The sequence below is a fragment of the Microbacterium sp. M3 genome (assembly GCF_033548675.1).
In the GTDB taxonomy this organism is placed as follows: Bacteria; Actinomycetota; Actinomycetes; order Actinomycetales; family Microbacteriaceae; genus Microbacterium; species Microbacterium arthrosphaerae.
The window spans coordinates 519,516-542,653 of sequence record NZ_JAWTZT010000001.1; the positions used below are offsets into that span (position 1 = coordinate 519,516).

The window sequence follows — 23,138 nt, forward strand, 5'->3', positions numbered from 1 at the left end:
CCATCCGGAGGTACGACAATGTCCATCACACGCACCCGACTGTCCCTGGCGCTGGCCGGCACCGCCGTCGCCGCGCTCGCCCTCGCCGGCTGCGCCTCGAGCGACCCGCTCACCGGCGACAGCACCGAACCCGCGGGCGGCGGCGACTCGTCGACGATCGTCATCGGGTCGCAGGCGTACTACTCGAACGAGATCATCGCCGAGATCTACGCGCAGGCGCTCGAGGCGAACGGCTTCGAGGTCGAGCGCAACTTCAACATCGGCCAGCGCGACGCCTATATGCCGTCGCTCGAGGACGGCTCGATCGACCTGTTCCCGGAGTACACCGGCAACCTGCTGCAGTACTTCGACGCCGACACGACGGCCACGACGTCCGACGACGTCTACGCGGCCCTGCAAGAGGCGCTCCCCGACGGCCTCACGGTGCTCGACCAGTCGCCGGCCACCGACCAGGACTCGTACAACGTCACGGCCTCGTTCGCCGAGGAGAACGGACTCACCTCGATCGGCGACCTGGCCGGCATCGAAGGACTGGTGCTGGGCGGCGCGCCCGAGCTCGAGGAGCGCCCGTACGGCCCGACGGGCCTGCAGGACCTCTACGGCGTCACGGTCTCCTTCAACGCGACCGCCGACACCACCGTCGAAGAGCTCGTCGCCGGCAACATCCAGGTCGCGAACGTCTACAGCGCCGACCCGCGCATCGAGACCGAAGACCTCGTCACCCTCGAAGACCCGGAGGGTCTGTTCCTCGCGTCGAACGTGGTGCCCGTCGTGAACGCCGACGTCGCCGACGAGATCGCCGACGTGAACAACGCCGTGAGCGCGGCGCTCACGCCCGACGGGCTCGTGGCGCTGAACGTGCAGTCGACCGTCGACCAGCGCTCGCCGGAAGACATCGCCGCGGACTGGCTGACGGAGAACGGCCTGAACTGACCCGACGCGCGTCACGTTCGGCGCCTCCCCTGCGGGCCCTTGTGGGCCGCAGGGGAGGCGCCGCTCTTCGTCTCCACAGAAGCCGCTCCTCCCGGGGCCGGGGTGCGCGGTTCGTTAGGTTGGGGCAGACGCTTCCCTCGCAGAACAGGAACCGCATGTCCGCTCCCCTCCCCCCGGACGCACCCGGCGACTCCCCCGACGCCGCTCCCGACCCGGCCCCCGCGCCCGAGCCCGCCGCGGCACCGGATCCGAGTGCGTCCAGCGACCCGGCGACGACCGGCGCGGCCCCCGCTGACGCGCCCGCACCCACCGGACCCGTCGTCGACGGGGCCGGCTACGCCGTGCCGTCGTACGCGGTGCCCGGCGCCACGTCGGGCGGCGCGCCGGCATCCGGGCCTTACGCGGCTCCCGTCGGGTACGCGGTGCCGACGGGCGCGGATGCCGCGATCCCGCCCTCTGCCGCGCCCGGGGCGCAGTACGCGCCGCCCACCGCCTACGTGCTGCCACCCGGTGCGCACGCGGCATCTCCCACCCCCGCTGCAGCTGCCGGCGCGGCGACGACCGCGGAGCAGCAGGCCGCGGCGCACGCGTACTCGCTGCCCCCGTACGCCCGCACGCCCAGCGCCCCTGCTGCCGGGGCCGCCTACCCGGGCGGCCCGGCCTACCCGGGCGGGCCGACGTATCCCGGTGGGCCGGTCCACCCCGGCGGGTCTGCCTACCCGGGCGGCCTGACGAATCCCGGCGGGCCGACGTATCCCGGCGGGCAGGGCGCTGCCCCCACGGGCGGCCCCGACACGCGCCCGAAGACCCTCGCGATCACGGCGCTCGCGCTCGCCGGCGCGGGGACCCTGATCGGTCTGCTCCCGGCACTGCTCGGCGGCGCGGCCGCAGGGTTCGGCCTGGGCTGGGTGTGGTTCCTGATGCTCTTCGCCGCCTTCGTGATCTCGCTCATCGCGCTGATCAGCAGGACCCAGGGCGGCAAGGGCCTGAGCATCACGGCGCTGGTGCTGTCGATCGTCGGAGGGCTCCTCTCGATCGTCGTCGGCCTCGCCGCCGTCTTCGGCGCCTTCGCCGGCGCGGGCAGCTCCTCCGGCGATGACGGCGGCAGCTGGGGCTTGGACGACGAGGACGGCGGCTACCGCAGCCCGGGCCTCGCCGCTCCCGGGGCCGACGGCGAGCCCGAACCCGGCGCCGAGTTCGCCCCGCCCCTGCCGGCCACCGTGACGGAGATCGCGTTCGGGCCCGAGTCCGACGACAGCTGGTGGTACGCGGTGGTGCTCGACAACCCCAACCCCGACTACGTCTTCGACACCTACTTCGACGTGCACCTGATCGGAGCCGACGGCGCGCCGATCGAGACTTCGCCGGAGTTCGCCGCCCTGCTGCCGGGGCGCACCGTGCTCGTCGGCACCGTGTACGACATCGGCGACGACGAGATCGCCGACATCCAGGTCGATCTTCCTCAAGCCTCCGAGGCCACCCTCCTGCCGGGTGCCGAGGTCGGCTCCTTCACGATCGACGACGTCGTGGCCGAGTCCGACGGCTACACCGTCACCGGCACGGTGAGCGGCCACTTCGCCGACGACCAGGAGTTCGTCGTCGTCCAGACCCTCGCACGAGACGCAGCCGGCACGATCGTCGCGGCGTCCCAGGACTGGGTCGACGCGGTCCCGGGCGACGGCACCCCCGTCGCATTCGAGACCTGGTTCTGGAACGAGCTTCCGGCGGACGTCACGCTCGAGGTGTCGGCGCATCGATGACGGGGATTCCGGATGCCTCGGGCCGAGGCATCCGGAATCCTCCGCCGCCGCGATCTCCGTCGAGAGGGGGATGCCCGCAGGCGGCACCGCGACGTACGCTGAACCATGCTCGTGGGCGAGGTGATGGTGTGGACCTTCGTCGGCCTGCTCATCGCGCTGCCGGTGTACTTCCTCTGGTTCGCGTTCGACACCCACCGCCGCCGCGGTCGCGGCGAGGCCCCCGCGCACTCGTCGGGTGGACTGCTCGGGGTGGAGGAGTTCTTCTACCCGAGCGCCGAGACCGCGCGTGCCGTACGCGAGGCCGAGCAGATCGTTCCGGCGCCCGCCCCGCTGCCCGGCGACGGCCCCGGCGTGATCGACGGCAACCGGATCGTGATCGAGACGGGCCTGCGTCCCGCCCGCCGGGCCGGCGAGCGCTGACGGGACGCCGAGCCCCGCGCCCCGCTCAGCGTCAGCGTCGGACGCGTCTCACGATCGCGGCGACCACCCGCCAGCCGACAAGGGCCAGAAGCAGGGTCAGGGTCGCGACGACGATGAACGGCAGCGCCGTCCCCTGCCCCGACGTCGCCCGCAGGAGCATGCCGCCCGCGACCGTCACCGCCCACACGCCGAGTCCGGTGCGCAGCGGCGCCGACGGCGCACGCCACGCGAGGGTGACGATCCAGCCCGCGCCGAGCGCCGCGAGGAACGGCCACGCCGTCTGCCAGAGTCCCGCCCAGACATCGGAATCGTGGCTGGCCCGGCCGATGGCCGCGAACGCGATCACGAACGCGATGTCGATCGCGAGCGCGGCCACGACGGCGCGCGCGCCGGGCGATGTGCGACGCGCGACAGGCCGCGCGGCCTCGGGCGACGTCATGCGCGTTCCCGCTCGCGAGGCGCCAGTCCGGGGCTCAGCGCCTCCCGTTCGTCGAAGACGAAGCACTCGCCGCTCCAGTGCTCGCCGCCGACGTGCTCGAAGTAGCCGAGGATCCCGCCCTCGAGCTGATAGGCGTCGACGCCCGTCTCCCGCAGGTAGATCGCGGCCTTCTCGCATCGGATGCCGCCGGTGCAGAAGCTGACCACCGTCTTGCCGGCGAGGTCCGCCGCCGCGGCGGTGGCGGCATCCGGAAACTGCGTGAATCTCTCGAGACGCCAGTCGAGAGCGCCGTCGAACGACCCGTAGTCCACCTCGAACGCGTTCCTGGTGTCGAGGAGCACGACCTCGCGGCCGTCGTCGTCGCTTCCCTGCGCGAGCCACCGGCGCAGCGTCGGCGGGGTCACCGCGGGCGCGCGGCCGTCTGCCGGCCGGATGGTCGGGTGATCCATGCGGATGATCTCGCGCTTCACCTTGACGAGCATCCGGCGGAACGGCTGCTCGGCCGACCAGGACTCCTTGGTCGTCAGCGCCGCGAACCGCGCGTCTGCGCGCAGCGCCTCCACGAATCCCCGCACCGCCTGCGGGTCGCCCGCCAGGAAGAGATTGATGCCCTCCTCGGCGAGCAGGATCGTGCCCTTCAGTCCGCCGGCCGCAGCGCGCTCGCGCAGCACGGCCCGCAGTTCCACCGCGTCGGCGATGTGCGTGAACAGATACGCCGAGATGTTGAGAACGGATGCCACGTCTCCAGCCTACGGAGCCTCCGGCGCCCGTCCGTCCAGGAGCCGTCGACGCGTTAGCCCGCCCCTGCGCGACCGTCAAGAGCCTCGCGAGCGGCTCCCGAGCGCACGAGGCTGAGGGCATGCCCGCGGTGCGTCCGGCACCGTCTCAGCCCAGGGAGAGATCATGACAGACCCCACGATTCCCGAGCCGATGCCCGGCGAGATGCCGCCGGGCGATGTGCCGCCCCGGCCAGGAGCCCCTGCGCCCGGGGGTCCGTCACCCGACGCCCCGTCGCCGGGCCCCGCGGAACCGACAGGTCCTTCCGAGCCCGGCGCCCCGTGGCCGGAGGAGCCGCTCGCCCCGCACCCCGAGGAGCCGTCGTTCCCGCAGCCGCCCGAGACCCCGATGCCCTGACCCGCCAGCCGGGCCGGCGCGGATCAGTCCGCGGGCGCGTCGGCGTGGGCCGCGAGAAGCTGTTCCGCCACGTCCCAGATCCGCGCGCCGTCCGCGCGGTCGACGATGCGGCGGTAGGGCCGTTGCCGGGCGGCGGCCCCGCCGAAGTGGAGGAGCCCTGACGGGCCGAAGAAGGGCGGCGCCACGTTCGGTCCGCTCGGTGCGGCCGGCACAGCGGCCACTGCTGCAAGGAGGGCCGTCTGCGCGGCCTGGGCCGGCGTGTGGCCGAGGCGCTGCGCCAGTGCGTGCGACGATCCCCCGGCGCGGCGCTCGCGCAGCGCCGGCGCCATCCCGGTGTCGGGCACCACGCCCGGGTGGCTGAGCGCGACCGTCACGCCGCCGCCCTCGGCGGCCGAGCGGCGTGCCAGTTCGCACGCGAACAGCCCGAGCGCGACCTTGGAGGCGCCATAGGCGCGCAGCGGGGTGTACCTGCGGGCGCTCTGGAGGTCGTTCCAGCGGATCTCGGACACGCCCGCTGCAAGGCTCAGCTGGAAGACGACCCGCGCGCGTCGGTCGCGCAGCAGCGGCAGCAGCGCCGTCGTAAGGGCGAAATGCGCGAGGAAGTTCGTCTGGAAGTGCAGCTCGAAGCCGTCTTCGCTGACGTGTCGCTCGGGGTCGCCGAGCAGGACGATGCCGGCATTCAGCACGAGGAGGTCGAGCGGCGCGCGTTCGGCCCGCAACGCGTCGGCGAGCGCCCGCACCGACGACAGCCGAGCGAGGTCGAGCTCGCGCAGGTCGACGGCGGGATCCGGCACCGATGCGCGAATCCGCTGCGCCGCGCGTTCGCCTTTCACACGATCCCGGACGGGCAGCACGAGCGCTGCGCCGGCCGCCGCGAGCCCGCGCGCGATCTCCACGCCCACCCCGCTGCTCGCACCGGTGACGAGCGCCGTCCGCCCGCGCAGATCGGGCAGGACCGGTGACGCGTGCGTGCGAGACATGGATCCTCCGTTCGGCTTCCGTCCGCAAGGAGGGATGACGGATGCCGGTGATACGCGGAACGACTGCGGTCCCATGATGGCGGCATCCGGGCCTTCCGGCCATGGGTCCCGAGGGCGAAGCGGCGGACTCTTCGTGCGGGACCGGGGCCTCAGGCCTCTCCCAGGACGGGCGGACGGCCCAGCCGGGGCACGCCCGCCTCCACCGCGCGTCCCGCGTCGAACACGATCTCCTCGCCGTGCAGGGGGCCGATGAGCTGGACCCCGCTGGGAAGCCCGTCGGCGCCGGGGCCCGTCGGCAGCGCGAGCGCCGGCAGGCCGAGGAAGTTCACCGTGACGGTGAGCCAGAGGTCGCGCCACGCCGTGTCGGCGGCATCCGCTCCCCCGAGGTCGTAGTCCGGCCCGCGCATCCGCGACGCGGTCACAGGCCCGAGCAGCACGGGCACGTCGGCCTGCAGTCGCTGCCATGCGGCGGCGATCACCGCACGTCGCGCCCAGGCTTCGGCATACTCGCGCGCCGTCTCGTAGGGCCGGGCGGCCGCCGTGCTCTCGCGCAGGAAGTCGGTGGCCGACCGCCCCAGCGGCTGCCCCAGCGCAGCGGGATCGAGCGAGATGAGCATGTCGGTGCACGACAGCCGGCGCCAGAGCACGGCCGCCTCCTCGAGCAGCGGCGCGTCCACGTCGACGACCTCCCACCCGGCGGCCGCGAGCGCAGCCCGGGCCCGGACGACACCGGCGGCCACCTCGGCGTCGACGCTCGACCCGGCCGGGGAGCGCACCACGCCGACGCGCCGCGGCAGCGGTTCGCCGGGCGTGGCCGGGGCTGCGCCCGACACCGGGTCGTCGGCATCCCATCCGCGCAGCACCGCGAACGCGAGGGCGACGTCGTCGACGCGGCGACCGATCGGCCCGTTCACCGAGAACTGCTGCAGCGTCAGCGCGACGGGATGGTCGCCCACCGCCGCGCGCGGAACCGCGCCGCGCGAGGGCCTGAGGCCCACCGCGCCGACGGCGTACGCGGGGAGACGCAGGGAGCCGCCGAAGTCGTTCCCGAGGCCGAGCGCGCTCATCCCGGTGGCGACGGCCACCGCGTCGCCGCCGCTCGACCCGCCGGCGCTGCGATGGGGATCCCAGGGGTTCAGCGTGCGGCCGAAGAGGTCGTTGTCGGTGTCCCACCGCATGCCGAAATCCGGCATGTTGCCCCGCCCGATCGGCACTGCTCCGGCCTCGCGCACCCGCCGCACGATCGTCGCGTCCCGCGCCGGGACCGCATCGGCGAGCCCGCGCCAGCCGTTGGTGGTGGCCGACCACGTGAGGTCGATGTTCTCCTTGACCGAGACCGGCACACCGGCGAGCGCGCCGGGGTCGCGGCCGGCGGCCACCGCGGCGTCGACGAGGGCGGCCGCCTCCCGTGCACGGTCGGCGAAGACGACGGTGAGCGCGTTGAGGCCGGGGTTCACCAGGTCGATGCGGGCGAGGTGGGCATCGACGACCTCCTGCGCCGACACCTCCCCCGCGCGCACGGCGGTGGCGATCGCGGCGGCGGGCAGGTCGGGGTGCGGCGAGGTCATGGCGCCCCCATCCCATCACGCCCCCACCCGCGCGCGCGAGCGCTAGCACGCGGCAGAGCCGAGGGCAATCCCCGGGTGTGCACACCGACCCGTCGCTACGGTCGGTTCATCAGCCGGTGCAGTGCGGATCCCCTCGGGCCGGTCCCCGCCGGCGGTTCATTCAGGAAACGGAGCGATTGTGGCGACGACGACCGCGAAGAAGACCACCTCGAAGAGCAGTTCCTCGGCCGGCTCGGCGGGGAACAAGCGACGCACCGCGCGCGGCGGTGCCGGTGCCGAACTCACCCCCGAGCAGAACGCGGAGCGCGGGTTCACGGCATCCGAATCCCTCAGCGAGAACCTGCAGAAGGTGCTCGTCGACCTCATCGAGCTGTCGCTGCAGGGCAAGCAGGCGCACTGGAACGTCGTCGGCCGCAACTTCCGCGACACCCATCTGCAGCTCGACGAGATCATCGAGGCCGCGCGCGACTTCGCCGACACCGTCGCCGAGCGCATGCGCTCGCTGCACGCGCTGCCGGACGGCCGCAGCGACGAGGTGGCGCAGACCACGACCCTGCCGGAGTTCCCGCAGGGCGAGATCGCGACGACCGAGGTCGTCGACCTGATGACCGAGCGACTGGATGCCGTCGCCACGACCTGTCGCGACGTGCACGACGACGTCGACGAGGAAGACCCCACGAGTGCCGACATCCTCCACGCCATCCTCGAGCGCGTGGAGCAGCTCTCGTGGATGGTGAGCGCGGAGAACCGCACCCCGCAGCGGTGATCCCTGGCGCCCTGACGCTGCCCGCCCCTCCCCACGGACCGGCGGGCAGCGCCGTTTTTCGCGCAGAACGCGCTACGGGGCCGATCGCGCCCGCCACTAGGCTCATGCGCATGGCATCAGGCAAGCAGCAGCAGCGGCACTCCGAACCCGAACTCCATGGGGGTGTCCTCGCCGGCAACGGCAGCCCCGGGCTGTGGGGGGCGCTCATCGGGCTCATCGTCTTCGTCTTCCTCGCGGTCCCGATCTCCATCGCGGTGCGCTTCGCGACGCACCCGGCGACGCAGCAGCTCTTCGGCGGCCGCCTCGAAGAGGCGACGACCGGCGCCTATGTCGCGTTCTGGTGGGTCGTCGCGATCGGCCTGTTCGCGATCCCGTTCCTCATCGGCTGGGCGGTCGCGAAGCGCTCGGGGCGCACCCTCGCGATCATCATCGGCATCGTCGCGGCCTTCTTCATCGCGATCCTGATCCTCGGCCAGCTGTTCTGATCCACGGCCGGTCAGCCGGCCATGCGCGCGGCCGCGTCCCCAGGGCGCGGCCGCGCGCACGCGATAATGGGGTCATGACCGGCGGCTACAGCGCGATCTCGAGCTACTCCCGAGTCGAGATCATGCATCTTCTGCAGCAGCGCCCCCAGCGCGCCATCGCCGAGCTCGTCGAGGCGACCGGGCTCCACGCCAACACCGTGCGCGAGCACGTCCAGCGCCTCATCGACGCGGGCTACGTCATCGCCGAGACCGAGCGGCGCACGACCCGCGGGCGCCCCCGGGTGCTGTATTCGGCGGCGACCGGCCTCGACGAGGCCTCGAGCCCGGTGGCCGTCCGGCGTGCCGAGGCGGCCGCGCGCCGGGGCGACCTGCTGCGCCGGGTCTACGGGTCGGAGACGGATGCCGAGCTCGGCCCCGAAGCCCTCCACCAGCTGGACGCCCTCGTCGAAGATCTGGGCGACGCGGGGTTCGACCCCCTGGTCGACGAGCGCGAGCTGACGGTCGACCTGACGCCGTGCCCGCACGCCTCCGCCGCCGAGCACCGCGGCATCCTCTGCGGGGTGCACGTCGGGCTGATGGACAGCGTCCTCGCCCAGGCCGGCGGGCCGCTCCGCGTCGAGGGCATCGCCCCGTCCTGCGATCCCACGCAGTGCGTGGTGCAGCTCACCGCCTCCGCCTGACGTCCCTGCCGCGCTCAAGACCGTGGCCCAGGCCCGGACCCTCGGGCCCGTGTGCGCGCTGGCGGATCAGACGGCGATGCGGTCGGGACGCGAGTACACGTTCATCGACGACCCGCGGACGAACCCGACGAGGGTGAGGCCCGACGCCGCGGCGAGCTCGACCGCGAGCGAGGACGGCGCCGAGACGGCGGAGAGGATCGGGATGCCGGCCATCACCGCCTTCTGCACGAGCTCGAAGCTCGCCCGGCCCGACACCTGCAGCACCGTGCCCGTCAGCGGCAGGCGGTCTTCGAGCAGAGCCCAGCCCACCACCTTGTCGACGGCGTTGTGGCGGCCGACATCCTCGCGCAGCACCAGCAGCTCGCCCGTCGCCGCGTCGAACAGCGCCGCGGCGTGCAGACCGCCGGTCTTGTCGAACACCGCCTGCCCCGTCCGCAGTGCGGGAGGAAGCCCGGCGATCACGGACGCGGCGGCGGTCGCGGCATCCGTCGACACGTCGAAGCGCGAGCGCTTCTCGATCGCGTCGATCGACGCGGTGCCGCACACACCGCACGAGCTCGTCGCGTAGAAGTTGCGGGCGATGTCGGTCACCGGCGCCGCGAGGCCCGGCGCGAGCGCGATGTCGAGCACGTTGTAGGTGTTCTCGGTCGCCGGGATGGTCCCACCCGCGCCCGGACCGATCGGCAGCAGGGGTCCGATCGCGGCGGTACCGACGGCGCCGGTGCCGGGCGCGCCGCAGTGGATGGCCGAGCGCACATCACCGCCGGCGCCGATCACGCCCTCCGACACGAGGAACCCCGCGGCGAGCTCGAGGTCGTGCCCGGGTGTGCGCATCGTCACGGTGAGCGGTTCACCGCCGATGCGGATCTCGAGGGGCTCTTCCACGACGAGGGTGTCGGCACGACGCCGGGCCGCGGCATCGGTCTCTCCCAGCGCGATGCGGGTGACGGGGACGCGTGTCGTGAGACGGCCCATCTCAGCCGCCGATGGCGTTCATCCCGCGCGCGGGCTGCAGGAACGCGGGGTCGTTGATCGCGTGCCCGGGCAGCTTGCCGCACACGCACGAGCGCAGCATGCCGTCGATCTGCCGGTCATCGCCGCCGGCCGGGGCACGGAGGATCGGCAGCAGGTCGTACTCGGTGGTCGAGAACAGGCAGTTGCGCAGCTGCCCGTCGGCCGTCAGCCGCAGCCGGTCGCAGTCGCCGCAGAACGGCGCCGTGACCGATGCGATGACCCCCACCGCGTGCGGGCCGCCGTCGAGCAGCCACCGCGCGGCGGGCGCTCCGCCGCGGCCGGGCATCGCGGTCAGCGTCCACCGGCGCGACAGCGCGCCGAGGATCTCCTCCTGCGTGACCATGCGCGTCCGGTCCCAGGTGTGGCCGGCGTCCAGCGGCATCTGCTCGATGAAGCGCATCTCGGCGTCGTGCGCGATCGCGAACTCGACCAGGTCGACCAGCTCGTCGTCGTTGACGTCGCGCATCGCCACGGCGTTCAGCTTCAGGGGACGCAGACCGGATGCCGCGGCCGCCGCGATCCCGTCGAGCACGTCGTCGAGCCGGTCACGACGCGTGAGCGCCCGGAAGCGATCGGGGCGCAGCGTGTCGAGTGAGATGTTGAGGCGGTCGAGGCCCGCGTCGACGAGGGCGGGCAGCAGCTCGGGCAGCCGGATGCCGTTCGTCGTCATCGCGATCTGGACCGGACGACCGTCGGGCCCGCGGAGCGCGGCCAGGCGGCCGACCACCTCGACGATGTCGGTGCGCAGCAGCGGCTCGCCGCCGGTGAGGCGGAACGTCGTGATGCCGTCCGCGGCGGCCACCCGCGCGATCTGCACGATCTCGTCGAGGGTCAGGATGCTCGTCTTCGCGAGCCATTCGTTGCCCTGCTCGGGCATGCAGTACGTGCAGCGCAGTGAGCAGCGGTCGGTGAGCGAGATCCGCAGGTCGCGATGGACGCGTCCGTGGGTGTCGACCAAAGGGTCGCCGGGCGTCGCACGGTGGCCGGGCGCCGGAGCGCCGGGCGCGCCGGAAGGCGTGGGCGCCGGCATCCGGCGACCGATCGTGACCGGGACCGTGGTCACGTCCCGGCTCCCGCTCGCTGCGTCCGGATCGCCATGGTTCGAGGGTAGTCGCGCCGTCGGGCGCGCGGCCGCGCGGTGACGCGATTATTCACGGCCAGAACGTCTGCGCGGCGCCCGGGACGCCTGGAAAGGTGGGCCACGAAGAGGCTGGCGGACCTCGCCGCCTCTGTGGTCTGACCACATGTTACTGTGGTCAGACCACGCCCGGATCGATCGGAACCGCACATGGATCTGCTGGACCCTCTGCTGCTCGCCCGCTGGCAGTTCGGCCTCACCACGCTCTACCACTTCCTCTTCGTGCCGCTCACCCTGGGGATGGCGCTCACGGTCGCGATCTTCCAGACCGCGTGGTTCCGCACGGGCAACCTGAAGTGGCTGCACCTCACCCGCTTCTTCGGCAAGATCTTCCTGATCAACTTCGCGATGGGCGTCGTGACGGGCATCGTGCAGGAGTTCCAGTTCGGCATGAACTGGTCGGCGTACTCGCGCTTCGTCGGCGACGTGTTCGGCGCTCCGCTCGCCTTCGAGGGCCTCATGGCGTTCTTCTTCGAGGCGACCTTCATCGGCCTGTGGATCTTCGGCTGGGACAAGCTCCCCAAGGCGCTCCACCTCGCGAGCATCTGGATCGCCACGATAGGCGCGTGGTTCTCGGCGTACTTCATCCTCGCGGCGAACGCGTTCATGCAGAATCCCGTCGGCTTCCGGATGGCCGACGACGGCTCGCGCGCCGAGATGACGGACTTCTTCGCCGTGCTCACCAACCCGGTGGCCCTCGCCGCGCTCCCCCACACACTGTTCGCGGCGTTCATGATGACCGCCGGCGTCATCATCTCGATCTCGGCCTGGCACCTGCTGCGCAAGCAGAACGTCGAGATGATGCGGTCCTCGCTGAAGTACGGCCTGTGGGGCATGATCGTCGCCTTCGCGGGCGTCGCGATCTCGGGCGATCAGCTGAGCCTGGTGATGGTGGCGACGCAGCCGATGAAGATGGCGGCGGCCGAGGCCATGTTCGACAGCGCCTGCGGAGCGGATGCCTCGTTCTCGATCTTCACGCTCGGCACCCCCGACGGCACGAGCGAGCTGTTCTCGATCCGCGTGCCCTACCTGCTCGCGTTCCTCTCGACGCACTCGCTCGACGGCTGCGTGGAGGGCATCAACGACCTCAACATGCAGTACACGACCCAGATGTTCCCCGAGTTCGCCGACCAGGTCGACGGCAACTTCGCCCCGATCCTGTGGGTCACCTACTGGGCGTTCCGCTGGATGATCGGCCTCGGCGGCATCGCGGCACTGACCGCCGTCGTCGGCCTGTGGCTCACGCGCAAGAAGGCCAAGCGCGAGGTCCCGGCGTGGGCGTGGCGCCTGGCGATCTGGGCGTGGCCGGCGTCGCTGCTGGCGATCCTCGTCGGCTGGGTCTTCACCGAGATGGGCCGGCAGCCCTGGATCGTGTTCGGCCTCATGCTCACCGAGGACGGGGTCTCGCCGTCGGTGCCGGGCTGGACGGTGCTCATCTCGCTCACCGCCTTCACGCTCGTCTACGCGGCCCTCGCCGTGGTCGAGTTCGGCCTCATCATGAAGACCGCGAAGAAGGGACCCGACCCGCTGCCCGGACCCGACGACCCCGACCCGCGCGAGCTCGCGCTCGAAGACACCCCGACCACGGTCTACTAGGAGCCCCGGAGACACGTCATGGATCTCGCCTACCTCTGGTTCTGGATCGTCGGATTCCTCTTCGTCGGGTACTTCGTGCTCGACGGATTCGACTTCGGCGTCGGCATGTCGCTGCCCTTCCTCGGCAAGAACGACATCAGCCGCCGCCAGGTCATCAACACCATCGGCCCGGTCTGGGACCTCAATGAGACATGGGTGATCGTCGCGGGCGCGTGCCTCTTCGCCGCCTTCCCGGAGTGGTACGCGACGCTCTTCAGCGGCTTCTACCTGGCGCTGCTGCTGATCCTGCTCGCGCTCATCCTGCGCGGCGTCTCGTTCGAGTACCGCCACCAGCGCGATTCGCTGCGCTGGAAGGCGGGCTTCGACCGCATGATCGTCATCGGCTCGGCCGTGCCGGCGTTCCTCTGGGGCGTCGCGGTGGCGAACATCGTGCAGGGCGTGCCGCTGGACGCGAGCCACGAGTTCACCGGGTCGCTCCTCACGCTGCTGAACCCTTATGGCCTGCTCGGCGGCCTCACGACGCTGCTGCTCTTCTTCACGCACGGCGTGTACTTCGTCGCGCTGAAGACCGACGGTCAGGTCGCGGCCGACGCGCGCCGGCTCGCCGGCCGCGCCGGTCTCCTCACGATCGTGGTCGCCGCGGCGTTCCTGGCGTGGACCGTCGGCATGGCGTTCGCCGAGGGGCGCGACTTCGCGCTGGTGACAGCGGTCCTGTCGGCGGTGGCCGCGGTGCTGCTCATCGCCTCGTGGATCTCGAACGCCCGTGGCCGCGAGGGCTGGGCATTCGGATTCGGGGCGTTCACGATCGTCGGCGCGGTGCTCGCGGTGTGGTTCGCCCTGTTCCCCTACGTGATGCCCTCGACCGGCGATCCGGCGGGCTCGCTCACCATCGAGAACGCGTCGAGCACTGACTACACGCTCACGATCATGTCGTGGGCGGCCCTGATCTTCCTGCCGCTGGTGCTCGCCTACCAGGGCTGGACCTACTGGATCTTCCGCAAGCGCATCACCCGCTCGCGGATCGAGCAGGCGGCGGCAGCGCCCGTCCACTGACGCGGGTGATGACGGATGCCGCGGCCCCCGGCATCCGTCATCCCGTCCCGGCCGGTCTCCCCCGGACGCACCGCGGGTAGGGTCGAAGGAGCGATGGAAGAGACGCAGGACGCCGGCCCCCGACGTATGTCGGGCAAGCCCGTCGATCCGCGGCTGCTGCGGTACGCGAGCGCCTCACGATGGTTCTTCGTCGCGATCGGCGCCATCGCGCTCGCGCAGACGGCGGTCATCGTCGCGTTCGCGTGGCTGCTGACGCGCGCCATCACCGGCGCGATCGACGGGATGCCGTGGCCCGAGCTCGCACCGACGCTCGGCGCCCTCGGGGTCGTGGTGGGCCTGCGGGCCCTCCTCATGTGGACGCGCGAGACCGTCGCCGCCCACGCGGCCGCCCGCGTGCAGCTGCAGCTGCGAGCAGCGCTCATCGACGCGATCGGCCGGCTCGGTCCGGAGTGGCTCGGCGCCCGCAACTCGGCGGCGCTCGGGGTGACCGCGGGGCGCGGGCTCGAGGCCCTCGAGGCGTACTTCGGCCGCTACCTGCCGCAGCTGGTGCAGACGGTGGTCGCGACGCCGCTGATCATCGCGGTGATGTGGTGGCAGGACTGGATCTCGGGCCTCACCGTGCTGCTCACACTGCCCCTGATCCCGATCTTCATGGTGCTCATCGGACTTGCGACCCGCTCGGTGCAGCAACGGCAGTGGCGCACGCTGCAGCACCTCGCGTCGCGCTTCGCCGACACCGTGCAGGGGCTCTCGACGCTCAAGGTCTTCGGCCGCCAGCACCGGGCCGCGGCATCCATCGAACGCGTCACCGGCGAGTACCGCCGCGAGACGATGCGGGTGCTGCGGGTGTCGTTCCTCTCGGGATTCGCGCTGGAGTTCCTCGCGTCGATCTCGGTCGCGATCGTGGCGGTGTCGATCGGCTTCCGCCTCATCGACGGGGCACTCACCCTCGCCGTCGGGCTCTTCGTGCTGCTGCTGGCACCCGAGGCGTACCTGCCGCTCCGTCAGGTCGGCGTGCAGTTCCATGCGGCGGCGGAGGGCGTCGCCGCGACCGATGACGTCTTCGACGTGCTCGACACCGCCCGCGGGACCGCCGTCAGCCTCACCCTCTCCCGCTCCCCTGTCACGAATGGGCGCGGCGAGCGACAGGATGCGACAGGTGAGCAGAGGGAGAGGCTCATTCTGGACGGCGTGCGCGTGCGGCGCGGAGAACGGATGCTGCCACCTGTCGATCTGACCGCGGCGCCGGGTACCGTGACCCTCATCGAGGGGCCGAGCGGCGCCGGCAAGTCCAGTCTCTTCGCGGCGCTCCGGGGCGCGGCCGCGTTCGAAGGGACCGCATCGTGGGCCGGTGCCGACCTGCGTGCGCTCGCGCCGTCGGCCTGGCTGGCGTGGGCGGGGCAGCAGCCCGGTCTCCTCACCGGGAGCATCGCCGACAACGTGGCTCTCGGCGACCCGGCGCCCGACTCCGCACTCATGCGTCGCGCGCTCGACCTCGCCTGCGCCGGATCGCTCGACCCGGACCAGGAGCTCGGCGTGCAGGGCGCCGGGCTGTCGGGCGGCCAGGCCCAGCGGGTCGCGGTGGCGCGCGCCTTCTACCGTCACCTCCGGGGCGCCGCACCGGTGATCGCGCTCGACGAGCCGAGCTCGGCGCTCGACCCGCGCACGGAGGAGCGGCTGTGGCGCGGCCTCCGTCATCTCGCCGACGAAGGCGCGACCGTGCTGCTGATCTCGCATCGCATCTCGGCGCGCGACGTCGCCGACGCGGTCGTGCGCCTCGAGCCGAGCGAGGTGCCCGCGTGACTGCCTCGCAGCTCCCCGACACTCCCTCTTCGCCCGTCGTAATCGGTCACCCCGAGCGGCACATCGTGACAGGCGAGCAGTCTCCCCGACGCAGCCGGGCCGGCTCACCTGGCTCAAATGGTCGGCCCGAGCGGCACATCGTGACAGGCGAACAGGGTGGCTCGGCGGGCAACGTGCTGCGCGGCGCGATGCCGCCGGCGCGGCGATTCTGGTGGTCGCTGGCAGCGGGCTTCGCCTCGGAGGCGTCGGCCGTCGCCCTGCTCGCGGTGAGCGCCTGGCTCATCGTGCGGGCGAGCGAGCAGCCGCCCGTGCTGTACCTGTCGTTCGCGGTGGTCGGCGTGCGGTTCTTCGCGATCTCGCGTGCGGTGTTCCGGTACCTGGAGCGCCTGACCGGGCATGATGCCGCGCTGCGCCAGCTCGCGTCCACGAGGGCCGCGCTGGTGCGCCGGCTCGTCCCCCTCGCACCCGACGGACTCGCGCGCACGCGCCGGGGCTCGGTGCTCGGCGCGCTCGTCGACGACGTGGACGAGCTGCAGAACCTTCCGCTCCGCGTCGTGCAGCCGCTGGTGTCGTCGGCTCTCGTCGCGCTCGGCGCCGTTGTTCTCGTGGCCGTCGTGTGGTGGCCCGCCGCCCTGACGCTCCTCGCCTGCCTCGTGCTCGCGGCCGCGATCGCGACGCTCTGGGGTTGGATCGCCGGCGCGCGCGCCGAGCGCAGCATCGCGCCGCTGCGAGCAGGCCTCGCCGACGCCGTGCTCGACCACTTGACCGCCCTGGAGGTGCTCGAGGCCTTCGGCGCCGAGGAGCAGAGCCGCGCCCGCATCGCCCGCGCCGACGCGGCGCTGCGGCGCGCGGTGGTCCGGCGATCGGGCGCTCAGGCGGCCACCACCGCCGTGGTGTCGCTGCTCGCGGGCGCTGCGTCGATCGCGGCGGTGCTCGTGGCCGCACCCGGGCTCGCCTCGGGATCCCTCGACGCGCCGGGCCTGGCCGTCGTCGTGCTGGTGCCGATGGCGGTGTTCGAGGTGTTCGCCGCCGTGCCGATGGCGGCCTCGGCCTGGCGCCAGGTGCGTGCCTCCGCCGGCCGCATCGCCGCGTCCACGCCGGCCGCCCCTCCCCCGCAGCTGGCGCCCGAGACCGTCGCGCCGACGGGCGAGGCGCCCGAGCTCGGCACGGGCCTGCGCCTCGAGGGCGCCTCCGTGCGCTGGCCGGGTGCCCCGGGTCCCGCCCTCCGCGGCGTCGACCTGACCCTCCACCCGGGCGAGCGCGTGCTGGTGATGGGCTCGAGCGGAGCGGGCAAGAGCACGCTCGCCCATGCCCTGGTGCGGTTCCTCGAGACCGACGGCGCCTATGACATCGGCGGGCGGTCGGTGCACGGCCTCTCGCCCGACGACGTGCGGCTCACCGTCGGCCTGTGCGAGCAGCATCCGATGCTCTTCGACGAGGACATTCGCCAGAACCTGCTGTTCGCCCGCGACACCGCGACCGATGCCGACCTCGAAGCCGCGCTCGACCGCGTGGGCCTCGGCCCGTGGCTGCGCGAGCGCGGCGGTCTCGACGCGCGCGTCGGCGAGCGCGGCTCGCTCGTCTCGGGCGGCCAGGCCCAGCGCATCGCGCTCGCGCGGGCGCTCCTGCGCGGGTTCCCGGTGCTGGTGCTCGACGAGCCGACGGCGGGGGTCGACCCCGCGGCATCCGATCGCCTGCTCGCCGATCTGCTCGGCGCCGTGAGCGACGACCAGGCGGTGGTGCTGATCTCGCACGTCGCCGTGCCCGACGCACTCGTCGACCGCATCGTGCGCATCGAAGACGGCCGCCTGACGGGCTGACGCTCAGGGCTGCGCGGGCGGCGGCCCGGCCGGCCCGGACGGCTCGGCCGGTTCGGCCGGCCTGGCAGGCTCGGCCGGCCCGGCAGCGGCGGCCGGGTCGGTCGCGGCGGCCTCCGCGGTCGCGGTGATGCGCCGCGCCATGCCGGCGAAGATGAAGCCGTGGAAGGGCAGCACCGCGAGCCAGTACAGTCGGCCGGCGAGCCCTCGGGGGAAGAACACCGCCCGCTGGTCGTAGCGTGAGCCGCCACGGTCGCCGTCGGGCGACGCCTGCAGCTCGAGCCAGGCGAGCCCCGGCACCTTCATCTCGGCCCGGAGCCGCAGCATCCGTCCGGGTTCGAGGGCTTCGACCCGCCAGAAGTCGAGCGCATCGCCGACCGCCAGGCGATCCTTGCTGCGCCGGCCGCGGGCGAGCCCGATGCCGCCGACCAGCCGGTCCATCCACCCGCGCACGGCCCACAGCACCGGCGACGAGTACCACCCGTTCTCACCGCCGATCCCGACGATCACCGCCCACAGCGCCGCCGGCGAGGCGTGCGTGCGCGCCGAGCGGACGTCGGTGAAGACCACGCGGCCCGCCCAGTCGGGGTCGTTCGGCAGCGGGTCGCTCGGCGCACCCAGCACCTCGGCGTCCTGCCAGCTCGTCTCGATCGCATCCGCCTCGACCCGGCCGAGGGCCATCCGCACCGCCGTCCGGTATGGCGTGAGGCCTCCGGCCGGCGGCGGGATCAGTGCGTCGACCGCGTGGTCCTTGACGATGCACTCGTTCTGCAGCGACTCGACGAGCGGGCGCGCGATGGACCGCGGGATCGGCGTCACGAGATTGACCCAGTGCGAGGCGAGCCGCGGCGTCAGCACCGGCAGTGCCGCGATCGGCCGCTGCCGCAACCCCGCCTCGACGGCGTAGCCGTTCATCATCTGCCCGTACCGCAGCACATCGGGGCCCCCGATGTCGACCGCCTGATTCACATCCCGCGGCAGCCGCGCCGCGCCGAGCAGGTAGTGCAGCACATCGCGCACGGCGATCGGCTGGATGCGGTTGCGCACCCACTTCGGCGCCGGCATGTACGGCAGCACCTCGGTGAGGTGCCGCACCATCTCGAAGGACGCCGACCCCGACCCGATCACGACGCCCGCCTGCAGCACGATCGTCGGCACGCCGCTGTCGAGGAACGTCTCGCCCACCTCGACGCGCGACCGCAGGTGCGGCGACAGGGTGACCCCCTCGGGGTGCAGACCGCCGAGATAGACGATGCGGTCGACGGATGCCGCCACCGCCGCCCGCGCGACGGTCTGCGCGGCACGGCGGTCATTGTCGGCGAACCGCGCTCCGCCCGACATCGAGTGGACGAGGTAGTACAGCACGTCGACGTCGCGCACCGCCTCGGCGACGGATGCCGCGTCCGTGGCGTCTCCGCGCACGATCTCGACGCGGTCCCCCCAGGGGAAGGCCGCCGCCCGGGCCGGGTCGCGCGCGAGCACCCGCACAACGTAGCCGGCGCTCAGGAGCCGAGGAACCAGGCGGCCGCCGATGTAGCCGGTGGCGCCGAGCACGAGCGCGCGCGGTGCGGAGCCGTCCGCGCGATCGAGGGCGGTCAGGGCCGGCTCACGGCCGGTCGGCGCCGAGACATCGTCCACGCCCGCAGACTACGACAGCGGTGCCCTCGCGGGGATGGCTTGACGTCGATGCGCGAATGCGCTTGCGCCGGCCGACGGGTCGACCGGTCGGCACCGGCTCAGAGGCGGGTGGCGAAGACTCGCGTGCCTTCGGGCGACGGCAGCGGCTCGAAGCCCACCCGCGGGTAGAAGGCGATCGCGCCGGTGTTGTCGGACGACGCCACGAGGTGCAGGCCCGGCACGCCTGCCTCGCGCAGCGCCTGCTCCAGCGTGTCGATGAGCCGCCGGCCGAGGCCCTGACCCTGCGCCTCGGGAAGCAGGTCGATGTGCAGGTGGGCCGGATACTCGTCGCCGAACGGCTGGGCCCCGCCGTGACGCGCGTACGCGTAGCGGACGATGCCGTCCTGGCGCGAGGCGCTCACGGGCAGCGGGTCGCCCTGCGGCTTCGGCCAGCGCTCGGCAAAGCGCGGCCACCACTCGGTCGCGAACCAGTCCTCGAACGCCGCCGAATCGGGCGTGCCGACGACGTATCCGACGACCCGGCCGTCCGCGGTCTCGACGACGAAGGCGAACTCGGGATGACGGGCTGCGTACGGCAGCACGAAGATCTCGGCCCAGAGGTCGTCGTCGTCGAGCAGGCCGGTGCCGTCGGCTCCGGCATCCGCGGTCTTCAGGCAGATGTCGGCGAGCGCCGGCTCGTCGCCGGGCCGGAAGGGGCGGATGCGCGTCACGCGGGCGAGTCTACGGCGCAACGCGTTTCGTCTTGCGGAGCGGCCCTGGCCCCCCGGTCGTTGAGCGAGCGAGGAACGAGCGAGACGAAACGCCCCGCACTGCCGCACGCCCCACGCCCCCGGTCGGTGAGCGCGCGAGGAACGAGCGAGACGAAACGCCCCGCACTGCCGCACGCCCCACGCCCCCGGTCGTTGAGCGAGCGAGGAACGAGCGAGACGAAACGCCCCGCACCGCCGCACGCCCCACGCCCCCGGTCGTTGAGCGAGCGAGGAACGAGCGAGACGAAACGCGCCGCGCCGCCGCACGCCCAGCGCCCGCGGTCGTTGAGCGAGCGAGACGAAACGCCCACCGCCCCGCCGCCCACGCCCCCGGTCGTTGAGCGAGCGAGGAACGAGCGAGACGAAACGCGCCGCGCCGCCGCACACCCACGCCCCCGGTCGTTGAGCGAGCGAGGAACGAGCGAGACGAAACGCGCCGCGCCGCCGCAGGCTCAGGGCTCGTCGATGAAGCGCACGTCCGCGGGATCGACCCGCAGCGTGATGGCCGCACCCGGCGCGAGGCCGGCCGCCCGGTCGGCCGCGACGTCTACAGCGACATCGGGGGCGGCGGTGCGCACCCGCACGCCGGCCGGCGTCTGCTCGAGCCGCACGATCCGCGTCGCCCACTCCCCCACCCCACGTGCCGGTCCGTCGACGACCCGCACGTCGCTGGGGCGGAACACGGCGGTGAGCGGATGCCGCACCCCCGCCGGGTGCGGCAGCACGAGGTCGCCCGCGCGCCAGGCTGCGGCATCCGCCCTTCCCACCACCCGGTTGAGGCCTGCCACCGCCGCCGCGAACCGGGTCGCCGGCGAGGCCAGCACCTCGCGGACGGGCCCGGACTGCGTGACGCGACCCGCTTCGAGCACGACCAGCCGGTCGGCGAGCGCCACCGCGTCCACCGCGTCGTGGGTCGCGACGACCGCCGTCGTGCCGGTGGCGGCGAGCTGCTCGTGCAGGAGCGCCCGCACGTCGCCGGCGGTCTCGGTGTCGAGTGAGGTCAGCGGCTCGTCGAGCAGCAGCGCGGCGGGGTCCGTCGCCAAGGCACGCGCCAGCGCGACCCGCTGCTGCTGCCCGCCCGACAGCTGCGCCGGCCGGCGCCCGCCGAGTTCCGCGAGGCCGACCCGGCGCAGCCAGTGCTCGGCCCCGTCGGCCGCGGCCGCCCGCGCGGCGCCGTGAACGCGCAGCCCGAACGCCACGTTGTCGCGTGCGCTGAGATGCGGGAACAGCCGCGGGTCCTGCCCGAGCAGCACGACGCCGCGCGAGGCGGGCGCGAGGCGCCGCGACGGCGACACGTCCAGGTCGCGGCCGTTCAGCCGCACGTGTCCCTCATCGAAGGCGGTGAGACCCGCGAGCACACCGAGGAGCGTCGACTTGCCCGCGCCGCTCGGGCCCATCAGCGCCACGACCGAGCCGGCGGGCGCCCGCAGCGCCGCATCGAGCGTGAACCCGCCGCGGCGCACCACGACGCGAGCGTCGAGCCCGGCTGCGGGGCCGGAGCCGGCATCCGTCGCTCGCCCCGCCGCGATCGCGCTCACCGCGGGGCCTCCGCGCGCCACGCGCGCACCAGCAGCAGCACGCCGACGGCGGTGACGAGCAGCAGCAGCGACAGCGCGACCGCGGTGCCCTGCGTGACGCCGGCACCGTTGAAGGCGGTGTAGATCGCGAGCGGCATCGTCTGCGTCACGCCCGGGGCGTTGCCTGCGAACAGCGCCGTCGCGCCGAACTCGCCGATCGCGCGCGCGAAGCACAGCACGATGCCCGCGACCAGCCCGGGCGCCGCGAGCGGCAGGGTGACGCGCGCGAGGATGGTCCAGCGTCCCGCGCCGAGACCGGCGGCCGCCTGCTCGAAGCCGGTGCCCGTCGCGCGGAGCGATCCCTCGAGCGCGAGCACCAGGAAGGGAAGCGCGACGAAGGTCTGCGCCATCACGACGGCCGTCGTCGTGAAGGGGATGCGGATGCCCCACTCCGCCAGCAGCCCGCCCAGCAGGCTGGTGCGGCCGAAGAGGAACAGCATCGCGACGCCGCCGACCATCGGCGGCAGCACGAGCGGCACGGTCACGAGCGCACGGAGCACGGCGGCCGTGCGGACGCTGCTGCGGGCGATCAGCAGCGCGAGCGGCACTCCGAGCACGACGCACACCGCCGTCGCGGCCGCTCCGGTCGCGAGCGACAGCCCGAGCGCCGACAGCGCCTCGGGCGAGGTCACGTCGCTCCACAGCGTGGACCACTCCACCCGCAGCACCAGGGCGCCGAGCGGCAGCACGAGCAGCGCGAGCCCGACGACCGCCGGCACGGCCAGGACGCGCGGGACGAACCCGGCGCGCTCCCCCCGGCCTCGTTCGACGGCCTCGGCGGTCACGGTGCTCCGAACCCGCGGCCTGCAAGCACCTCCTGGCCGGCCGCGCTCAAGGCGAACGCGGCGAACGCGGCGGCGGCCTCCGGGTTGCCGGCGCCGCTCAGCGCCGCGATCGGGTAGCGATTGACGACGGCACCCGTGCCCGGCACGGCGACCGGCTCGACGTCGTCGGTGGTCGAGGCATCCGTCACGTACACCAGCCCGGCGTCCGCCTCACCGGCGGCCACCTTCGTGAGCACGGCGGTGACGTTCTGCTCGTAGCTGTCGACGCGCGGCTCGATGCCGGCGTCGGCCAGCAGAGTGACGGATGCCGCACCGCACGGCACCTGCCGCGCGCAGAGAACGACGGTCAGGTCGTCGTCGGCGAGATCGCCGAGGCCCTCGACGTTCCCGGGGTTACCGGTCGGGACGATGAGCACGAGGGTGTTGGTCGCGAAGACCTCGGGGTCCGTCGCCAGCCCGGCGGCGACCACCTTCTGCATGTTGTCCTCGTCCGCCGAGGCGAACACGTCGGCGGGGGCGCCCTCGATGATCTGGGTCGCGAGCGTGGACGAGCCGTCGTACGTGATCGGCTGGACGTCGAGGGACGGATGCCGCGCCTCGAACTCCGTCGCGAGCTCGTCGAACGCCGACTTCAGGGATGCTGCGGCGTACACCGTGAGCTCGCCGGTGAGTTCCGGACCGGCCGACGTCGTCGCCGCCGGAACCGCTGCCGGATCCTCGTCGGCGCCTGCCGCACACCCGGTGAGCGCGAGCGCCAGTGCGGCGACGACGGCTGCGCCGCGCGCACGCAGGAGACGCCGCAT

Annotated in this window: 21 protein-coding genes; 10 read left to right on the plus strand and 11 right to left on the minus strand. The window is 73.2% G+C overall.

Translation table 11 applies throughout. The features are described 5' to 3' along the window. The first annotated feature begins 18 nt into the window (after window positions 1-18). From R8Z57_RS02340 to R8Z57_RS02350, 3 genes are all read left to right on the plus strand, one after another. Window positions 19-933, plus strand: coding sequence for an ABC transporter substrate-binding protein (locus R8Z57_RS02340; protein ID WP_318352142.1), 915 nt, complete (start codon window positions 19-21; stop codon window positions 931-933). A 155-nt stretch (window positions 934-1,088) separates the two neighbouring features. Next, window positions 1,089-2,693, plus strand: a complete 1,605-nt coding sequence (locus tag R8Z57_RS02345) for a hypothetical protein (protein ID WP_318352143.1) — start codon at window positions 1,089-1,091, stop codon at window positions 2,691-2,693. A 105-nt stretch (window positions 2,694-2,798) separates the two neighbouring features. After that, complete coding sequence (locus R8Z57_RS02350) at window positions 2,799-3,113, plus strand: hypothetical protein (RefSeq protein WP_318352144.1); 315 nt, start codon at window positions 2,799-2,801, stop codon at window positions 3,111-3,113. A gap of 31 nt (window positions 3,114-3,144) precedes the next feature. Here R8Z57_RS02350 and R8Z57_RS02355 read toward each other — a convergent pair whose 3' ends face one another. The 4 genes from R8Z57_RS02355 to R8Z57_RS02370 form a co-directional block, all read right to left on the minus strand. Further along, window positions 3,145-3,552: a DUF3054 domain-containing protein gene (locus R8Z57_RS02355; protein ID WP_318352145.1), complete on the minus strand. Its 408-nt coding sequence runs from the start codon at window positions 3,550-3,552 to the stop codon at window positions 3,145-3,147. Continuing rightward, window positions 3,549-4,292, minus strand: coding sequence for a sulfurtransferase (locus R8Z57_RS02360; RefSeq protein WP_318352146.1), 744 nt, complete (start codon window positions 4,290-4,292; stop codon window positions 3,549-3,551). The genes R8Z57_RS02355 and R8Z57_RS02360 overlap by 4 nt, the downstream gene beginning before the upstream one ends. 417 nt (window positions 4,293-4,709) lie before the next feature. Then, a complete protein-coding gene (locus R8Z57_RS02365) occupies window positions 4,710-5,666 on the minus strand; it encodes an SDR family oxidoreductase (protein WP_318352147.1) in 957 nt (318 codons plus the stop codon). Between the two features lie 149 nt (window positions 5,667-5,815). After that, the gene (locus R8Z57_RS02370) at window positions 5,816-7,234 is read right to left on the minus strand and encodes an amidase (RefSeq protein WP_318352148.1); all 1,419 of its coding nucleotides are present in this window, start codon (window positions 7,232-7,234) and stop codon (window positions 5,816-5,818) included. Window positions 7,235-7,412: 178 nt separating this feature from the next. Between R8Z57_RS02370 and R8Z57_RS02375 the strand changes: the two genes are divergently transcribed. The 3 genes from R8Z57_RS02375 to R8Z57_RS02385 all read left to right on the plus strand — a co-directional run bounded on the left by R8Z57_RS02375 (window position 7,413) and on the right by R8Z57_RS02385 (window position 9,165). Next, a complete protein-coding gene (locus R8Z57_RS02375; RefSeq protein ID WP_318352149.1) occupies window positions 7,413-8,000 on the plus strand; it encodes a DNA starvation/stationary phase protection protein in 588 nt (195 codons plus the stop codon). Between the two features lie 110 nt (window positions 8,001-8,110). Continuing rightward, the gene (locus tag R8Z57_RS02380) at window positions 8,111-8,485 is read left to right on the plus strand and encodes a hypothetical protein (protein ID WP_318352150.1); all 375 of its coding nucleotides are present in this window, start codon (window positions 8,111-8,113) and stop codon (window positions 8,483-8,485) included. A 74-nt stretch (window positions 8,486-8,559) separates the two neighbouring features. Further along, entirely contained in the window at window positions 8,560-9,165 is a 606-nt protein-coding gene (locus R8Z57_RS02385) for an ArsR family transcriptional regulator (RefSeq protein WP_318352151.1), read from the plus strand. Window positions 9,166-9,231: 66 nt separating this feature from the next. On the opposite strand, the gene fdhD is transcribed toward R8Z57_RS02385, so the two are convergent. Continuing rightward, entirely contained in the window at window positions 9,232-10,140 is a 909-nt protein-coding gene (gene fdhD, locus R8Z57_RS02390) for a formate dehydrogenase accessory sulfurtransferase FdhD (protein ID WP_318352152.1), read from the minus strand. A gap of 1 nt (window position 10,141) precedes the next feature. Next, window positions 10,142-11,209: a GTP 3',8-cyclase MoaA gene (gene moaA / locus R8Z57_RS02395; protein ID WP_378723596.1), complete on the minus strand. Its 1,068-nt coding sequence runs from the start codon at window positions 11,207-11,209 to the stop codon at window positions 10,142-10,144. A 258-nt stretch (window positions 11,210-11,467) separates the two neighbouring features. Here moaA and R8Z57_RS02400 point away from each other — a divergent pair, with 258 nt between their 5' ends. The 4 genes from R8Z57_RS02400 (at window position 11,468) to cydC (ending at window position 17,589) form a co-directional block, all read left to right on the plus strand. After that, complete coding sequence (locus R8Z57_RS02400; RefSeq protein ID WP_318352154.1) at window positions 11,468-12,913, plus strand: cytochrome ubiquinol oxidase subunit I; 1,446 nt, start codon at window positions 11,468-11,470, stop codon at window positions 12,911-12,913. Between the two features lie 18 nt (window positions 12,914-12,931). Beyond that, a complete protein-coding gene (cydB, locus tag R8Z57_RS02405; protein WP_318352155.1) occupies window positions 12,932-13,966 on the plus strand; it encodes a cytochrome d ubiquinol oxidase subunit II in 1,035 nt (344 codons plus the stop codon). A 93-nt stretch (window positions 13,967-14,059) separates the two neighbouring features. Next, on the plus strand, window positions 14,060-15,769 hold the full coding sequence (gene cydD, locus R8Z57_RS02410; protein WP_318352156.1) for a thiol reductant ABC exporter subunit CydD: 1,710 nt from the start codon (window positions 14,060-14,062) through the stop codon (window positions 15,767-15,769). Window positions 15,770-15,957: 188 nt separating this feature from the next. After that, the gene (gene cydC, locus R8Z57_RS02415; RefSeq protein WP_318352711.1) at window positions 15,958-17,589 is read left to right on the plus strand and encodes a thiol reductant ABC exporter subunit CydC; all 1,632 of its coding nucleotides are present in this window, start codon (window positions 15,958-15,960) and stop codon (window positions 17,587-17,589) included. A 3-nt stretch (window positions 17,590-17,592) separates the two neighbouring features. Here the strand turns inward: cydC and R8Z57_RS02420 are convergent, their stop codons facing one another. The 5 genes from R8Z57_RS02420 to modA all read right to left on the minus strand — a co-directional run bounded on the left by R8Z57_RS02420 (window position 17,593) and on the right by modA (window position 23,138). Further along, window positions 17,593-19,224, minus strand: a complete 1,632-nt coding sequence (locus tag R8Z57_RS02420) for an SDR family oxidoreductase (RefSeq protein ID WP_318352157.1) — start codon at window positions 19,222-19,224, stop codon at window positions 17,593-17,595. Between the two features lie 98 nt (window positions 19,225-19,322). After that, a complete protein-coding gene (locus R8Z57_RS02425; protein ID WP_318352158.1) occupies window positions 19,323-19,934 on the minus strand; it encodes a GNAT family N-acetyltransferase in 612 nt (203 codons plus the stop codon). A gap of 491 nt (window positions 19,935-20,425) precedes the next feature. Then, window positions 20,426-21,511 (minus strand): ABC transporter ATP-binding protein, encoded by a 1,086-nt coding sequence (locus tag R8Z57_RS02430; protein ID WP_318352159.1) that lies wholly within the window; start codon window positions 21,509-21,511, stop codon window positions 20,426-20,428. After that, window positions 21,508-22,335 (minus strand): ABC transporter permease, encoded by an 828-nt coding sequence (locus R8Z57_RS02435; protein ID WP_318352160.1) that lies wholly within the window; start codon window positions 22,333-22,335, stop codon window positions 21,508-21,510. Before R8Z57_RS02435 ends, R8Z57_RS02430 begins: the two co-directional genes overlap by 4 nt. Then, entirely contained in the window at window positions 22,332-23,138 is an 807-nt protein-coding gene (modA, locus tag R8Z57_RS02440; RefSeq protein ID WP_318352161.1) for a molybdate ABC transporter substrate-binding protein, read from the minus strand. The genes R8Z57_RS02435 and modA overlap by 4 nt, the downstream gene beginning before the upstream one ends.

Bases quoted from the DNA above. Each gene is read 5' to 3' on its own strand.
- R8Z57_RS02345 (WP_318352143.1), top strand. From the start codon at position 1,089: ATGTCCGCTCCCCTCCCCCCGGACGCACCCGGCGACTCCCCCGACGCC.
- R8Z57_RS02385 (WP_318352151.1), top strand. From the start codon at position 8,560: ATGACCGGCGGCTACAGCGCGATCTCGAGCTACTCCCGAGTCGAGATC.
- R8Z57_RS02380 (WP_318352150.1), top strand. From the start codon at position 8,111: ATGGCATCAGGCAAGCAGCAGCAGCGGCACTCCGAACCCGAACTCCAT.
- cydD (WP_318352156.1), top strand. From the start codon at position 14,060: ATGGAAGAGACGCAGGACGCCGGCCCCCGACGTATGTCGGGCAAGCCC.
- R8Z57_RS02370 (WP_318352148.1), bottom strand. From the start codon at position 7,234: ATGACCTCGCCGCACCCCGACCTGCCCGCCGCCGCGATCGCCACCGCC.
- fdhD (WP_318352152.1), bottom strand. From the start codon at position 10,140: ATGGGCCGTCTCACGACACGCGTCCCCGTCACCCGCATCGCGCTGGGA.
- R8Z57_RS02340 (WP_318352142.1), top strand. From the start codon at position 19: ATGTCCATCACACGCACCCGACTGTCCCTGGCGCTGGCCGGCACCGCC.
- R8Z57_RS02365 (WP_318352147.1), bottom strand. From the start codon at position 5,666: ATGTCTCGCACGCACGCGTCACCGGTCCTGCCCGATCTGCGCGGGCGG.
- R8Z57_RS02400 (WP_318352154.1), top strand. From the start codon at position 11,468: ATGGATCTGCTGGACCCTCTGCTGCTCGCCCGCTGGCAGTTCGGCCTC.
- R8Z57_RS02350 (WP_318352144.1), top strand. From the start codon at position 2,799: ATGCTCGTGGGCGAGGTGATGGTGTGGACCTTCGTCGGCCTGCTCATC.
- cydB (WP_318352155.1), top strand. From the start codon at position 12,932: ATGGATCTCGCCTACCTCTGGTTCTGGATCGTCGGATTCCTCTTCGTC.
- modA (WP_318352161.1), bottom strand. From the start codon at position 23,138: ATGCGGCGTCTCCTGCGTGCGCGCGGCGCAGCCGTCGTCGCCGCACTG.
- moaA (WP_378723596.1), bottom strand. From the start codon at position 11,209: ATGCCGGCGCCCACGCCTTCCGGCGCGCCCGGCGCTCCGGCGCCCGGC.
- cydC (WP_318352711.1), top strand. From the start codon at position 15,958: ATGCCGCCGGCGCGGCGATTCTGGTGGTCGCTGGCAGCGGGCTTCGCC.
- R8Z57_RS02355 (WP_318352145.1), bottom strand. From the start codon at position 3,552: ATGACGTCGCCCGAGGCCGCGCGGCCTGTCGCGCGTCGCACATCGCCC.